This is a genomic window from Bacillus sp. FJAT-27225 (genome assembly GCF_001685025.1).
GTDB lineage: Bacteria > Bacillota > Bacilli > Bacillales > Cytobacillaceae > Bacillus_D.
Genome location: NZ_MAYU01000026.1, coordinates 50,580 through 65,302, shown reverse-complemented (window position 1 = coordinate 65,302; position 14,723 = coordinate 50,580). Strand labels below are relative to the sequence as shown.

Genomic DNA, 14,723 nt, shown 5'->3' with positions numbered 1-14,723 from the left:
TTGGGGTGCAAACCCCTGTGAGAGTAGGACGCTGCCGGGCAACAATTAAGGGCAACCCAATCTGGGTTGCCCTTTTTATGGTTTCATTGGAAAATAAAGTTTCGAATTAAACTTATTCTCCACTTAAAACACCCCTACGACATTCTCCCTCTACCCTTAAAATTCGTTTAATTTGATTAAAAAAGGGTAGAAGAAAAAACCCCCTTCAAATAATATCCTTCCAGGGTTTCACTAACAGAAGAATTGGAGAAAATATCACTAAATCAAAAAATTGCACCTACATACTTAATTCATGTATAATCAATGTCAAAGATAGTCAAAGTCAGAAGGGGGTGGCAATTTGAGAAATATCTCAGACATCATTGAAAATTACTTGAAGCAGGTCCTTGAACTGAGCGAAGAGGATTTAGTGGAAATTAAGAGGAGTGAGATAGCAGATAAATTTCAATGCGTCCCTTCCCAAATAAATTATGTCATCAATACCAGGTTTACGATTGAAAGAGGCTATATTGTAGAAAGCAAACGCGGTGGTGGCGGATATATCCGGATTATGAAAGTCCAATCAAACGATCATGCGCATCTGCTTGACCATGTTTTATCACTGATACAAACTCAAGTAAGCCAGAATGCCGCGGAAAACATCATTTACCGCCTTATTGAAGAGGACGTCATTACTCAACGTGAAGCCAAAATCATGCTAAGTGTAATCGATAGGTCAATATTGTATATCGATCTTCCTTATAGGGATGAATTAAGAGCCAGAATGCTCAAGGCCATGCTGACTACATTGAAATATAAGTAAATAAGCAGATAGTAAACGCTCGACGAAGTTGCTGTATAAAGTATAGAGAAGAGATAGCAAGAGGTGAGTGAACATGATATGCGAAGAATGCAATCAACGGCCTGCTACTATGCATTTTACAAGAGTAGTGAATGGGGAAAAAACTGAGGTACATCTATGCCAGCACTGCGCTCAGGAAAAGGGCGATATGTTTATGATGCATGGAAGTTCAGGATTTTCTTTAAATAATTTGCTAGCTGGTTTATTGAATTTTAACACCGCTTATCAACATCCTGGACAGGGAACCATTAAAAAGGAAGAAGCTCTGCACTGCCCATCCTGCGGCATGAACTTTCAGCAATTTGTAAAAGTAGGCAGATTTGGATGTGAACACTGCTATGAAGCTTTTTCTGAACAGTTAAAGCCAATCTTAAGACGAGTTCATGGAGGCAATTGGTCCCACCATGGTAAAATTCCTAAACGGATAGGCGGCACTCTGCATATCCGCAGACAGTTAGACGAAGCTAGACAGAAGTTAAAAGACCTCATCTCAAAGGAAGAGTTTGAAAAAGCCGCTAAAGTTCGGGATGAAATTCGATCGCTTGAGAACATGATGAATGGCGCTGATGGGGGAGGAAAGTAACGTGTCACTGGAGAACTTTTTAAATCATGCAATTAGTTCATGGATGAATCAGGAAGGACCGGATTCCGATATAGTCCTAAGTTCACGAATTAGATTGGCCAGGAATCTTTCAGACTTTAAATTTCCAACTCTGCTCTCCGATGAAGAAGGAAAGAAAATTATTGCGGGATTTGAATCGATGGTTCACTCCAGCCCATCCCGTTTTGGCAAGATGGAATTGTTGCTCATGCAGGATATTGCTCCGCTCCAAAAAAGGGTCTTGGTTGAAAAGCATTTGATTAGCCCGAATCTAGCTGAAGATTCACCCCACGGAGCATGTATTCTTTCACAAAATGAAGAAGTTAGCATTATGCTTAATGAAGAGGACCATATACGAATACAATGTCTATTCCCGGGTTTACAGTTGGCAAAAGCTCTGGAGGCGGCAAATGAAATAGATGATTGGATTGAACAGAATATCCAATATGCATATAGTGAAGAACATGGTTACCTCACAAGCTGTCCCACAAATGTCGGTACGGGATTAAGGGCGTCTGTTATGATGCACCTTCCAGGGCTCGTTTTAACAAAACAAATAAATAATATCATTCCGGCAATTAATCAGCTTGGCCTCGTGGTAAGAGGAATATATGGAGAAGGCAGCCAGGCGCTCGGAAACATCTTTCAGATTTCGAATCAGATTACTCTTGGCAAATCCGAGGGGGATATTGTTGAGGATCTAATAAGCGTGGTCAGCCAGCTTATTGCACAGGAAAGGGGCGCACGTGACGCATTAGAGAAGACTTCCAACATACAATTAGAAGACAGGGTATACCGCTCATTCGGTATACTGTCGAACAGCAGAATTATTGAAACAAAAGAAGCTGCAAAGTGTTTATCGGATCTCAGGCTGGGAATTGATATGGGGTATATAAAAAATGTACCAAGGACTATACTGAATGAACTCATGATTTTAACACAGCCCGGATTCCTCCAATTATATTCAGGCGGTCCTTTAACGCCTGATGAAAGGGACATCCGAAGGGCTTGTCTTATTAGAGAACGATTAAAACTTGAAATGGATAATAATTAAGGAGGAATCGACTATGATGTTTGGCCGTTTTACTGAAAGAGCCCAAAAGGTGCTTGCATTGGCTCAGGAAGAAGCTATCCGTCTTGGCCATAATAATATTGGTACCGAACATATTTTACTCGGTCTCGTTCGAGAGGGAGAAGGAATCGCCGCAAAAGCTCTCTATGGTTTGGGATTGGGTTCGGAAAAGATTCAAAAGGAAGTAGAGACTCTCATTGGACGCGGGCAGGATATTCCTCAAACGATTCATTATACACCGAGGGCTAAAAAAGTAATTGAACTATCAATGGATGAAGCACGCAAGCTTGGCCACTCTTATGTCGGTACAGAGCATATATTGCTAGGCCTGATTCGCGAAGGAGAAGGAGTTGCAGCTCGAGTTCTCAATAACCTTGGAGTAAGCCTGAATAAAGCTCGGCAACAGGTCCTTCAGTTGCTGGGGAGCAATGAATCTGGCGGACATCCTGGAGGCACATCTGTCAGTGCCAATACTCCTACTCTCGACAGTCTTGCCAGGGACCTTACTGTCATTGCAAGGGAAGGCAGCCTCGATCCGGTAATCGGCCGGAGCAAGGAAATCCAGCGCGTTATAGAAGTGCTCAGCCGCAGGACGAAAAACAATCCGGTACTGATTGGGGAGCCAGGGGTAGGTAAAACAGCCATTGCCGAGGGCCTTGCCCAGCAAATCGTCAATAATGAAGTTCCTGAAATCCTGAGGGATAAACGAGTTATGACACTTGATATGGGGACCGTTGTTGCTGGGACAAAGTATCGTGGAGAATTCGAAGACCGGCTAAAAAAAGTAATGGATGAGATCAGACAGGCAGGAAATATTATTCTTTTCATAGATGAATTGCATACGTTAATTGGTGCAGGAGGAGCAGAAGGCGCAATCGATGCTTCCAACATATTAAAGCCTTCCCTAGCCCGTGGTGAGCTGCAGTGTATCGGTGCAACAACACTTGATGAATATCGCAAATACATCGAAAAGGATGCAGCTCTTGAGCGCCGCTTTCAGCCAATCAGAGTGGATGAACCAACAGCTGAGGAATCGGTTCAAATTTTGCAGGGCCTTCGGGACCGGTATGAAGCCCATCATAGGGTAACCATTACGGATGAAGCCATTGAGGCTGCTGTTAAACTCTCAGACCGATATATTTCAGACCGTTTCCTTCCCGATAAGGCCATTGACCTCATTGATGAGGCTGGTTCAAAGGTAAGGCTGCGTTCCTATACAACCCCTCCAAATCTTAAAGAATTGGAAATGAAACTGGAGGAAGTCCGTAAAGAAAAGGATGCCGCAGTCCAAAGCCAGGAATTTGAGAAGGCAGCATCGCTGAGAGATTCAGAGCAGCGCCTTCGCGAGCAGCTGGAGGAAACAAAGAAGAGCTGGAAGGAACAGCAGGGCAAAGAAAACAGTGAAGTTACTGTAGATGATATAGCCCATGTCGTTGCAAGCTGGACTGGAATACCAGTTTCAAAGCTTGCTGAAACTGAAACGCAAAAGCTGCTGAACCTGGAGGAAATTCTTCATTCGAGAGTAATTGGACAGGAGGAGGCTGTCAAGGCTGTTTCTAAAGCAGTCCGCCGTGCACGTGCGGGTCTAAAGGATCCAAAACGACCAATTGGTTCATTTGTTTTCCTTGGTCCAACAGGTGTTGGTAAAACTGAACTTGCAAGGGCGCTTGCCGAGGCGATGTTTGGCGATGAGGATGCCATGATTCGGATTGATATGTCGGAGTACATGGAAAAGCATTCTACTTCACGGCTTGTAGGTTCTCCTCCGGGTTATGTAGGATATGAAGAAGGCGGGCAACTTACTGAAAAAGTCCGCAGGAAGCCATATTCAGTCGTTCTGCTCGATGAGATAGAAAAGGCGCATCCGGATGTTTTCAATATTCTTCTCCAAGTATTGGAAGATGGCCGCCTGACCGATTCAAAAGGGCGTACAGTTGATTTCCGCAACACGGTTCTGATCATGACTTCAAACGTGGGTGCGGAGGCATTGAAACGCAACAAGTATGTCGGCTTCAATATCCAGGATGGTGAACAGGATTACAAGGATATGAAGGGCAAGGTAATGGAGGAGCTTAAAAAAGCATTCCGTCCGGAATTCCTGAACAGGATCGATGAAATAATTGTTTTCCATGCCCTTGAAAGAAAGCATCTCGAGCAAATCGTTACACTGCTGTCAGACCAGCTTGTGAAACGGCTAAAAGAACAGGATATCGTTCTTGAACTTACAGATGCCGCAAAGGAGAAAATCTCCCAAGAAGGCTACGATCCCGAATATGGAGCGCGGCCATTGCGCAGGGCAATCCAGAAGCATATTGAAGATCGCTTGTCCGAGGAACTGCTTAAAGGTACTCTATTGACTGGCCAGCATGTTATAATCGATGTAGATAATGGCGAGTTCACAGTCAAAACAGCAGCCAAGGAATCTGTCCAATAATTCCGCTGCATCTGGTTTGTTTTGCAAATCCAGGGAGGTACACGCATAGTTATCTGGCGGTACCTCCTTGTTTTTTTGAGGGAATAATCGGATTATGAAAGGAACGGGACATGGCAAAACGAAAAACGAAGTTCATGTGCAATAACTGTGGTTATGAGTCACCTAAGTGGATGGGAAAATGTCCTGGATGCGGTGAGTGGAATTCGATGGTCGAGGAAATTGAGCCAGCCGCCACAGGTAGAAGAGGCGCTTTTACTCATTCAGAAGGAACAGCATCCAAGGCTTTGCCAATCACTTCGGTTGAAACTGTCAGTGAGCCGAGAATATATACAGATATGGTGGAATTGAACCGCGTTCTTGGGGGCGGTGTCGTGAAAGGTTCACTTGTCCTAATTGGGGGCGACCCTGGCATTGGTAAATCAACATTACTATTACAGGTGTCCTCTCAGCTTGCCCAAAAAGGGCATGGAGTCCTCTATATTTCAGGGGAAGAGTCACTGCGGCAAACAAAACTCCGTGCTGAACGGATAGGAGTTGCTTCTGATAAGCTTTTAGTTTACTCGGAAACGAACCTTGAAGAAATCAGCAGAACGATTGAACAAACAAAACCTGAATTTGTGATTGTCGATTCAATTCAAACGGTTTTTCATCCGGAAGTTACCTCTGCTCCAGGGAGCGTTTCCCAGGTTCGGGAATGTACTTCGGAATTAATGAGGATAGGGAAGACAAAGGGTATTGCTATTTTTATAGTCGGGCATGTAACGAAGGAAGGAAATATCGCCGGGCCAAGGCTATTGGAGCATATGGTTGATACGGTCCTTTACTTCGAGGGTGAACGTCACCATACCTATCGAATCCTTCGGGCTGTAAAAAACCGTTTCGGTTCCACAAATGAAATGGGCATTTTTGAAATGAAGGAAGCGGGTCTTGCCGAGGTTGAAAATCCTTCCGAAATATTTCTTGAGGAACGCTCGAGAGGAGCAGCAGGGTCTACCGTAGTTGCTTCCATGGAGGGAACAAGGCCAGTACTGGTAGAAATCCAGGCGTTAATTTCACCGACAAGCTTCGGGAATCCGAGGCGGATGGCAACAGGAATCGATCATAACCGTGTGCCACTATTAATGGCTGTGCTTGAAAAACGAGTGGGAATGCTTTTGCAAAACCAGGATGCTTACTTAAAGGTGGCGGGAGGGGTTAAGCTGGATGAACCTGCAATTGACCTTGCTGTTGCGGTTTCCATCGCCTCAAGCTTCAGGGATAAGCCGACCAGGTCAACGGACTGCATCATTGGTGAGGTTGGCCTGACAGGCGAAGTAAGGCGCGTATCGAGGATTGAACAACGGGTCCATGAAGCAGCGAAGCTGGGATTTGAAAGGGTAATACTTCCTGCTAACAACCTGGGAGGATGGTCAGCGCCGGAGGGCCTTGAACTTGTTGGGGTAAGTACGGTCAGTCAGGCTTTAAAAGCAGCACTCGGGGATTGATACTGAAAGTCAATTCCTGAAAAAACTCAGCATATTTAAGGTTTCATTTCAATGTTTTTGTTTATAATGAGTAAAAGGAGGTGAGGAAATGTTAAAACGTATCGTTCAAGCAAGCTTCCTGATTATCGGGGGAACGCTTGGGATCTTTACTATTCCGCTTTTATTGAATGTTTTGGGTGCTGACAAAATTTCATGGTTGAATAATTCTTATATGGCGGCCATAATCGGTGCACTTATTTTTTATCTTCTTACTTTTTGGGCTGTTGAATTTGTAGTGGACTTTGTTAAATGGCTGGAAGACAGTCTGGTGAAAGTACCGATAACCGATGTATTATTTGGAAGCCTGGGACTGACTTTTGGACTGATTGTCGCATTTTTGATCGGCTTTGCGCTTAACGCTATTGAAGTGCCGGTTATTAATACTGTAGCTCCTATCCTGTTAACTCTCTTATTTGGCTATCTTGGCTATCAGGTGGGCTTCAAAAAACGCGATGAATTAATGAATCTTTTTGGAAGCAAAAAGAAAAAGCCAACAGAAGAAGAACTGGACAAAGAATTCATACATTCTCTTAAAATACTGGATACAAGTGTCATTATTGATGGCAGGGTCGCGGATATTTGCCAAACCGGCTTCCTGGAAGGAACAATTGTCATTCCAAGGTTTGTCCTTCAGGAGCTTCAGCATATCGCAGATTCCTCGGATGTCCTGAAACGTAACAGGGGACGGCGGGGGCTCGATATCTTGAATCGAATTCAAAAAGAAATAGCTGTGAATGTTGAAATTAGTGAAAAAGATTATGAGGATATTCAGGAAGTTGACAGTAAACTTGTTAAACTTGCGAAGGATACCGGAGGCATCCTCGTAACCAATGATTTTAATTTAAACAAGGTATGTGAATTCCAGAATGTCTCTGTATTGAATATCAATGACCTTGCTAATGCGGTGAAGCCAGTCGTCCTGCCGGGTGAAGAGTTGAATGTCCAAGTCATTAAGGATGGGAAGGAACACCACCAAGGGGTTGCATATCTCGATGATGGAACGATGATTGTTGTGGAGGAAGGCCGGGATTATATCGGGAAACGGATTGACGTATTGGTAACGAGTGTCCTCCAGACATCAGCTGGCAGAATGATTTTCGCAAAGCCAAAGTTGCTGGAAAAGGCACTATGATTAAAACATATTAGACATTATGAATTAGAGGGTTTGACATGGGTTATAATGTAATTCTTCCGGCTGCTGGCCGAGGAAAAAGGATGGGCGCCGAAGTGAATAAGCTTCTTCTGGAAGTGGAAGGTATGCCTATCCTCATCCACACTTTGCTAGTTTTTGAAAAAGACAGCCAATGCGACGGACTAATCCTTGTTATTAATCCAGATGAGCAGAAGGAAATTGAGGGGCTCCTCAAAACCTATAAGGTCACGAAGCCTGTTATATTTGTTGCAGGTGGTGCGGAACGTCAGCTGAGTGTCATGAATGGATTGGCAGCTGTTGATTCCGGCCTTGTGCTCGTTCATGATGCGGCTCGCCCTTTTATAACGTTGGAACAAATCACTACTCTTGTTAAGACGGCAGAGCAGGAAGGGGCAGCGGTTCTTGCGGTACCTGTTAAGGATACAGTTAAAAGAGTCGCGGATGGCCAAGTTGTGGAAACAATTGAACGTTCGAGCTTGTGGGCAATCCAAACCCCACAAGCTTTTCGCATTTCATTACTGCGGAAGGCACATGAGAAAGCGGAAAAGGAAGGTTTTCTCGGAACAGATGATGCCAGCCTTGTGGAAAGGCTGGGACATCGTGTCTCCGTTGTGTTTGGTGATTACAACAATATTAAACTAACGACAAAGGAAGACCTTATTTTTGCCGAAGCAATCATTAAGCAGAAAAAAGCTTCAGCTGAGTAAGTAACAGCTCTGAATTGGCACTATACAGAAAAAGGAGATACGATTATGATCCGGATTGGACAGGGATTTGATGTACATCAATTGAAAGAGGGGCGACCTCTTATTATAGGAGGAATCACCATTCCATACGAGAAAGGCCTGGTAGGTCACTCGGATGCGGATGTCCTGCTGCACACGGTTGCAGATGCCTGTCTTGGAGCAATTGGAGCGGGAGATATCGGAAAACACTTCCCGGACACCGATGAGGCATTTAAGGATGCGGATTCGGCTAAACTGCTCGAACATGTCTGGGAAATGGTGAAAGATCAAGGATATGTGCTTGCCAACGCAGATTGCACCATTATGGCTCAGAAGCCTAAAATGGCGCCATATATTGAGGCGATGAAGTCTAGAATCGCAGAATTGCTTGAGGCCACGCCAGACCACATTAATGTGAAGGCGACAACGACTGAATGGCTTGGTTTTGTAGGCCGAGGCGAGGGAATTGCTGCACAGGCTGTTGTACTTTTAACAAAATCATAAAATGGCTGCTCAATGGGACACGATACGGGTACCCTTTCCGCTATGGGTACAACAGTGATAGAATAGAAAGCATCTGTTAATCTAGAGCACTTTAGGAGGTTCATTATGTCAAACAAAGTTCGAGTTCGGTATGCGCCAAGCCCGACAGGACATTTACATATCGGAAACGCACGTACAGCATTGTTCAACTATTTATTTGCGCGAAGCCAGAGCGGCGCGTTCATAATCAGGATTGAAGATACCGATAAGAAAAGAAATATAGAAGGCGGCGAACAAAGTCAGCTAAAATATTTAAATTGGCTTGGTATTGACTGGGATGAAAGTGTAGATAAGGATGGCGGTTTTGGGCCCTATCGGCAATCGGAGCGCAATCCTATTTATGAGGAGTATTATACAAGGCTTTTGAACGAGGGCCATGCATATAAATGTTATTGCACAGAGGAAGAGCTAGAAGCGGAGCGCGAGGAACAGACAGCACGCGGTGAAACTCCCCATTATTCAGGAAAGTGCCGCCACCTCACCGATGAGGAAAGGAACCTTCTTGAAGGTGAAGGCAAGAAGCCAAGTATCCGGTTAATCGTACCAGAAGGAAAAACATATTCATTCAACGATATGGTTAAAGGTGAGGTTTCATTTGAATCGGAGGGCATGGGCGATTGGGTCATGATCAAAAAGGACGGAACACCGACCTACAACTTTGCCGTTGCGATTGATGACCATCTAATGGAAATATCACATGTTCTGCGTGGGGATGATCATATTTCCAACACTCCTAAACAGTTGATGGTGTATGAAGCATTTGGATGGGAGCCGCCTGTATTCGGCCACATGACATTGATTGTCAATGAAAGCAGGAAGAAATTGAGCAAGCGGGACGAATCGATTATTCAATTTATTGAACAGTATGAGGAGCTGGGGTATTTGCCGGAAGCGCTCTTCAACTTTATCGGCTTGCTTGGCTGGTCTCCGGCGGGGGAAGAGGAGATTTTCTCAAAAGCAGAATTCATTGAGAAGTTCGATCCTTCCAGACTGTCAAAGTCACCGGCCCTTTTTGACAAACAGAAGCTGGCATGGATGAATAATCAGTATATTAAAAAAGCCGAACTTGAAAGAGTTGTTAATGTCACCCTCCCGCATCTTATAAAAGCAGGGCGTGTTAGTGAGAACCCAGAAGGCGCTGAAAGAGAATGGGCCATAAATCTAATAGCCCTTATGCAGGAAAAGATGAGCTATGGAGCAGAGATTGTCGAATTATCCGATATATTCTTCCGTGACGGGATCGAACCTGATGAGGAGGCAAAAGCAATTCTTTCCGAAGAACAGGTGCCGGAAGTACTCAAGGCTTTCCTTGATGAACTGGATCAATTGGGAGAGTTCAAAGCTGAGGGTATACAGGCTGCGATGAAGGCGGTACAAAAATCAACTGGGCATAAAGGTAAAAAGCTGTTCATGCCAATTAGAATTGCAGCAACCGGCCAAATGCACGGACCGGATCTTCCAAAGACACTTGAACTGCTCGGCAAGGAAAAAATTCAAAAAAGATTGCTTTCAATTATTAATTCTTATAGTTAACAATTTGAGGGAAATGGTATATAGTAAGAGTAATTAACAAAAGCGCAAGTGCCTGGTGACAGGCAAGTACGCCTGTCTCTGCGACGATCAAGCTGCCGTAGCTTTCTTTGCGGAGCTAGACGTAGACAGACTGGTGGAAAAGCTATTATAGTCTCGAAGTTTAAACTTTCTTATAATCAAATAGCATGAAATCTAAGACGGGGAAAAGTAGAAAATCGATGCTTTTTAGAGAGAACCATCACCGGCTGAAAGTGGTTTAAGCCTCTCGGTTTTTGAAATGCACCCCTGAGTCCTGTTTCGAACCGGCTAAGCTTAGTAGAAACAGGCGGCACCCTTGCCGTTATAAGGTTTAAGTTGGGGCAGCTCCAGTTGTTTTTGGAATGCCCAAACAGAGTGGAACCGCGCACAAAGCGTCTCTGTCTATATGGCAGGGGCGTTTTTTTATTTTTATTTTAGGTAAGACTTCTGGGGATTTATGATAAAAAGGTACACCGTTTGCCGCTATCCATTCCCATTAAATAAACGGGATGTTCAGAATCGTTGGGAGGGAGAACAGTTGTTTGAGACGCTAAAGGAAGATATTAAAGTTGTATTTGACCAGGATCCTGCTGCCAGAACCACATTTGAAGTGGTGTTGACATACTCCGGTTTGCATGCGATATGGGCCCATCGATTTGCACATGCTTTGTTTAAAAGGAAATTTTTCTTTTTGGCTAGAGTCATTTCGCAGGCAAGCCGATTTTTTACAGGGATAGAAATCCATCCAGGAGCGAAAATTGGCCGGCGTTTTTTTATTGATCACGGAATGGGTGTTGTGATTGGTGAAACCTGCGAAATCGGGAATAATGTTACAGTATACCAGGGCGTTACTCTTGGAGGAACTGGAAAGGAAAAAGGCAAGCGTCACCCAACAATTAAGGATGGGGCATTAATTGCCGCTGGGGCAAAAGTGCTTGGATCGATTACAATTGGCGAGCATGCCAAAATTGGGGCTGGATCAGTCGTCCTGAAGGATGTACCTGCCCATTCCACGGTTGTGGGAATACCGGGCAAGATTGTTATCCAAAACGGTGTGAAAGTCGGCAGAGAGCTAGATCACACTGATTTACCTGATCCGACCGCTGATCGATTTAGAGACCTAGAGAATGAAATTGCAAAGTTGAAGCAAGAATTGGAAGAAACGAAAGTGAAGGGAGCCCAATAATATGGCCATTCAGTTATACAATACACTTACCCGGAAGAAGGAAACCTTCATTCCGCTTGAAGAAGGAAAAGTAAAAATGTATGTTTGCGGTCCAACCGTATACAACTATATTCATATTGGCAACTCTCGGCCGGCCATTGTGTTTGATACAGTAAGAAGATATTTTGAATTTCGCGGTTATGACGTGAATTTTATTTCAAATTTTACCGATGTCGATGACAAGCTAATTCGGGCAGCTAAAGAGCTGGGCGAAGATGTGCCAACCGTAGCCGAACGATTCATCGATGCTTATTTTGAAGATGTAACAGCACTCGGCTGCAAAAAGGCAGATCATCACCCACGCGTGATGGAAAATATGGATATTATCATCGACTTTATTTCGGAATTGATAGCTAAGGGTTACGCTTATGAATCTGGAGGAGATGTATACTTCAGGACCAGAAAGTTTGATGGCTATGGCAAGCTATCACACCAGTCGATTGATGAATTGAAAGTCGGAGCTCGCATTGAGCGCGGGGAGAAAAAACAGGATGCATTGGACTTTGCTCTCTGGAAGGCAGCAAAGGAAGGTGAGATTTACTGGACGAGTCCATGGGGCAACGGCCGCCCGGGCTGGCATATTGAATGCTCGGCAATGGCAAAAAAATATCTTGGAGATACGATTGATATCCATGCCGGTGGACAGGACCTGGCTTTCCCCCATCATGAAAATGAAATTGCCCAATCGGAAGCACTCAATGAAAAAACATTTGCCCGCTATTGGATGCACAATGGCTATATTAATATCGATAATGAAAAAATGTCGAAATCACTAGGTAACTTTGTGCTGGTCCACGATATAATTAAGAGACATGATCCACAGGTGCTTCGGTTCTTTATGCTATCTGTTCATTACCGGAACCCAATTAACTATAGCGAAGAATTACTAGAAAATACAAAGGCTGCATTCGAAAGGTTGAAGACGTCGTATCAAAATTTGAAGCATAGGCGCGATATGAGCACGGATTCCACCACAAATAATACTGAATGGATTGCTGAGATTGATTCACTAAGGGACCAGTTTATCAGGGAAATGGATGATGACTTCAATACGGCCAATGCAGTATCAGTTCTGTTTGAACTGGCCAAGCAGGCAAATCAATATCTTCTTGAGAAGAACACATCTGTAGAAGTAATTGATCGATTTACTACTGAATTCGAACAGCTTTTTGATGTACTGGGCCTAATAATTGCATCTGAAGAACTGCTTGATGAAGAAATAGAGGCATTAATCGAGAAGCGAAACCAGGCAAGGAAGGACCGTAATTTCAAGCTTTCGGATGAAATACGGGATCAGCTAAAAGAAATGAATATCATTTTGGAAGATACGCCTCAGGGTACAAGATGGAAAAGAGGCTGACCCATGCTTGACTATGAAAACAAGATTGATGAAAAACAGCTTAATAGTCTGGCCCTTGCTTACATGGGGGATGCGGTGTTTGAAGTGTATGTCAGGCAACACCTCCTTCAGGCTGGGACCGCCAAGCCGCATCGCCTCCATGTGGAAGCGACCAAATATGTATCAGCTAAAGCGCAATCCCAAGTTTTGTTCTATTTTATTGAAAGAGGTTTTCTAACAGAGGAAGAACTGGCCGTTGTAAAAAGAGGCCGCAATGCGAAGTCGGGATCTATCCCCAAAAATACGGATGTTGTCACATACCGTCATAGCACTGCATTTGAGGCATTACTAGGCTATCTGTTTCTGGGGAGAAATATAAATCGTCTCGAGGAATTAATAAAAGCAGCATTTGGCTATGTAGAGGACATGAAAGGGAGGAAGTAGGATGAGTGAGGATACAATCATTGGCAAAAACCCCGTCCTTGAAGCATTGAGGTCACATCGCGATATCAACAAAATCCTCATAGCAGAAGGCTCCCAGCGCGGGCAGATGAACCAGATTACGCAGCTTGCTAAAGAAGCGAATGTTATTGTCCAATACGTTCCGAAGAAAAAGATTGACCAGCTGACAGAGGGAAACCACCAGGGAGTTCTTGCTTATGTGGCGGCATATCAATACGCTGAGGTGGATGACCTTTTTGAAGTTGCCAGAAAAAAGGGCGAAGAACCATTCTTTCTTATTCTTGATGAGATTGAGGATCCTCATAACTTAGGATCCATCATGCGTACGGCAGACGCAGTTGGGGCACATGGCATCATCATCCCGAAGCGCCGTGCGGTCGGCCTTACTTCTACAGTTGCCAAAGCTTCAACTGGGGCAATTGAGTATATTCCAGTAGCGAGGGTAACCAATTTAGCCAGAACGATCGAGGAGTTAAAGGAACGAGGCGTCTGGATAACGGGAACCGATGCGAAGGGAAGCAAGGATTATAGGGAGCAGGATTTTACTCTTCCTTTGGGTCTCGTTATCGGCAGTGAAGGGAAAGGGATGGGCAGGCTTATCAGGGAAAAATGTGATTTTCTTGTTCATTTGCCAATGGCGGGCAAGGTTACCTCCCTTAATGCTTCTGTAGCTGCTGCTTTGCTGATGTATGAGGTTTACCGTAATCGTCATCCACTTGGAGATTAAAAATGGATATCCTTCTTGTGGATGGCTATAACATTATCGGGGCATGGCCTGAATTAAGAAACTTGAAAAATAATGACCTTCCTGCGGCTAGGGACAAACTTGTTGAATTGATGGCAGAATATCAAGGCTACACTGGTTATCGGGTTATTGTCGTTTTTGATGCCCATTATGTCCAGGGGAACGAAAAAAAATATAAAAATCATAAGGTGGAAGTTATTTTCACCCGAGAAAATGAGACAGCTGATGAAAGAATTGAAAAAATGGCAATCGAGCTTAGTAATCGCAGAACGCAAGTACATGTTGCTACGTCTGATTTTACAGAGCAATGGGCCATTTTCGGACAAGGAGCCCTAAGAAAGTCAGCCCGTGAGCTTTTAATTGAGATGAGCGTTCTTTCCCAAAAGATTGAGAGGAAGGTTCAGAGGATTCAAGAAAAGAAGCCTCCTATCCGCATTCCAATCAATGATGAAATGGCAGAAATATTCGAAAAGTGGCGCAGAGGCCAAAAATGAACATTGACGCTTGAA

General features: G+C 44.1%; 14 protein-coding genes and 1 other annotated feature. All 14 genes read left to right on the top strand.

The window, feature by feature from the left end; genetic code table 11:
- The first annotated feature begins 340 nt into the window (after positions 1-340).
- The 14 genes from A8F94_RS24475 to A8F94_RS24410 all read left to right on the top strand — a co-directional run bounded on the left by A8F94_RS24475 (position 341) and on the right by A8F94_RS24410 (position 14,708).
- Positions 341-802, top strand: coding sequence for a CtsR family transcriptional regulator (locus tag A8F94_RS24475; protein WP_066207219.1), 462 nt, complete (start codon positions 341-343; stop codon positions 800-802).
- A gap of 73 nt (positions 803-875) precedes the next feature.
- Entirely contained in the window at positions 876-1,424 is a 549-nt protein-coding gene (locus A8F94_RS24470; RefSeq protein WP_066207215.1) for a UvrB/UvrC motif-containing protein, read from the top strand.
- A 1-nt stretch (position 1,425) separates the two neighbouring features.
- Positions 1,426-2,496, top strand: a complete 1,071-nt coding sequence (locus A8F94_RS24465; RefSeq protein WP_066207212.1) for a protein arginine kinase — start codon at positions 1,426-1,428, stop codon at positions 2,494-2,496.
- A gap of 13 nt (positions 2,497-2,509) precedes the next feature.
- Positions 2,510-4,948, top strand: coding sequence for an ATP-dependent protease ATP-binding subunit ClpC (clpC, locus tag A8F94_RS24460; RefSeq protein WP_066207209.1), 2,439 nt, complete (start codon positions 2,510-2,512; stop codon positions 4,946-4,948).
- 110 nt (positions 4,949-5,058) lie between these two features.
- The gene (gene radA, locus A8F94_RS24455; RefSeq protein WP_066207206.1) at positions 5,059-6,432 is read left to right on the top strand and encodes a DNA repair protein RadA; all 1,374 of its coding nucleotides are present in this window, start codon (positions 5,059-5,061) and stop codon (positions 6,430-6,432) included.
- An 88-nt stretch (positions 6,433-6,520) separates the two neighbouring features.
- Positions 6,521-7,603 carry a PIN/TRAM domain-containing protein gene (locus tag A8F94_RS24450; RefSeq protein ID WP_066207202.1) on the top strand — a complete coding sequence of 361 codons (1,083 nt, stop codon included), beginning with the start codon at positions 6,521-6,523 and terminating at the stop codon, positions 7,601-7,603.
- Between the two features lie 38 nt (positions 7,604-7,641).
- Positions 7,642-8,331 (top strand): 2-C-methyl-D-erythritol 4-phosphate cytidylyltransferase, encoded by a 690-nt coding sequence (gene ispD, locus A8F94_RS24445; RefSeq protein ID WP_066207199.1) that lies wholly within the window; start codon positions 7,642-7,644, stop codon positions 8,329-8,331.
- Between the two features lie 45 nt (positions 8,332-8,376).
- Positions 8,377-8,853 (top strand): 2-C-methyl-D-erythritol 2,4-cyclodiphosphate synthase, encoded by a 477-nt coding sequence (gene ispF, locus A8F94_RS24440; protein ID WP_066207197.1) that lies wholly within the window; start codon positions 8,377-8,379, stop codon positions 8,851-8,853.
- A 105-nt stretch (positions 8,854-8,958) separates the two neighbouring features.
- Positions 8,959-10,425 carry a glutamate--tRNA ligase gene (gene gltX, locus A8F94_RS24435; protein WP_066207195.1) on the top strand — a complete coding sequence of 489 codons (1,467 nt, stop codon included), beginning with the start codon at positions 8,959-8,961 and terminating at the stop codon, positions 10,423-10,425.
- Between the two features lie 185 nt (positions 10,426-10,610).
- Positions 10,611-10,846: a binding site (T-box leader), on the top strand.
- A gap of 135 nt (positions 10,847-10,981) precedes the next feature.
- Positions 10,982-11,629 (top strand): serine O-acetyltransferase, encoded by a 648-nt coding sequence (gene cysE / locus A8F94_RS24430; protein ID WP_066207193.1) that lies wholly within the window; start codon positions 10,982-10,984, stop codon positions 11,627-11,629.
- A gap of 1 nt (position 11,630) precedes the next feature.
- On the top strand, positions 11,631-13,028 hold the full coding sequence (gene cysS / locus A8F94_RS24425) for a cysteine--tRNA ligase (RefSeq protein ID WP_066207188.1): 1,398 nt from the start codon (positions 11,631-11,633) through the stop codon (positions 13,026-13,028).
- 3 nt (positions 13,029-13,031) lie between these two features.
- Positions 13,032-13,451 (top strand): Mini-ribonuclease 3, encoded by a 420-nt coding sequence (locus tag A8F94_RS24420; RefSeq protein ID WP_066207185.1) that lies wholly within the window; start codon positions 13,032-13,034, stop codon positions 13,449-13,451.
- A gap of 1 nt (position 13,452) precedes the next feature.
- Positions 13,453-14,196 (top strand): 23S rRNA (guanosine(2251)-2'-O)-methyltransferase RlmB, encoded by a 744-nt coding sequence (gene rlmB, locus A8F94_RS24415; protein WP_066207183.1) that lies wholly within the window; start codon positions 13,453-13,455, stop codon positions 14,194-14,196.
- A 2-nt stretch (positions 14,197-14,198) separates the two neighbouring features.
- Positions 14,199-14,708 carry an NYN domain-containing protein gene (locus A8F94_RS24410; RefSeq protein ID WP_066207180.1) on the top strand — a complete coding sequence of 170 codons (510 nt, stop codon included), beginning with the start codon at positions 14,199-14,201 and terminating at the stop codon, positions 14,706-14,708.
- Positions 14,709-14,723: the final 15 nt, after the last annotated feature.

Coding starts and splice junctions, on each gene's coding strand:
- A8F94_RS24470 (WP_066207215.1), top strand. CDS start 876: ATGATATGCGAAGAATGCAATCAACGGCCTGCTACTATGCATTTTACA.
- A8F94_RS24420 (WP_066207185.1), top strand. CDS start 13,032: ATGCTTGACTATGAAAACAAGATTGATGAAAAACAGCTTAATAGTCTG.
- clpC (WP_066207209.1), top strand. CDS start 2,510: ATGATGTTTGGCCGTTTTACTGAAAGAGCCCAAAAGGTGCTTGCATTG.
- A8F94_RS24410 (WP_066207180.1), top strand. CDS start 14,199: ATGGATATCCTTCTTGTGGATGGCTATAACATTATCGGGGCATGGCCT.
- ispD (WP_066207199.1), top strand. CDS start 7,642: ATGGGTTATAATGTAATTCTTCCGGCTGCTGGCCGAGGAAAAAGGATG.
- cysS (WP_066207188.1), top strand. CDS start 11,631: ATGGCCATTCAGTTATACAATACACTTACCCGGAAGAAGGAAACCTTC.
- ispF (WP_066207197.1), top strand. CDS start 8,377: ATGATCCGGATTGGACAGGGATTTGATGTACATCAATTGAAAGAGGGG.
- gltX (WP_066207195.1), top strand. CDS start 8,959: ATGTCAAACAAAGTTCGAGTTCGGTATGCGCCAAGCCCGACAGGACAT.
- A8F94_RS24450 (WP_066207202.1), top strand. CDS start 6,521: ATGTTAAAACGTATCGTTCAAGCAAGCTTCCTGATTATCGGGGGAACG.
- radA (WP_066207206.1), top strand. CDS start 5,059: ATGGCAAAACGAAAAACGAAGTTCATGTGCAATAACTGTGGTTATGAG.
- rlmB (WP_066207183.1), top strand. CDS start 13,453: ATGAGTGAGGATACAATCATTGGCAAAAACCCCGTCCTTGAAGCATTG.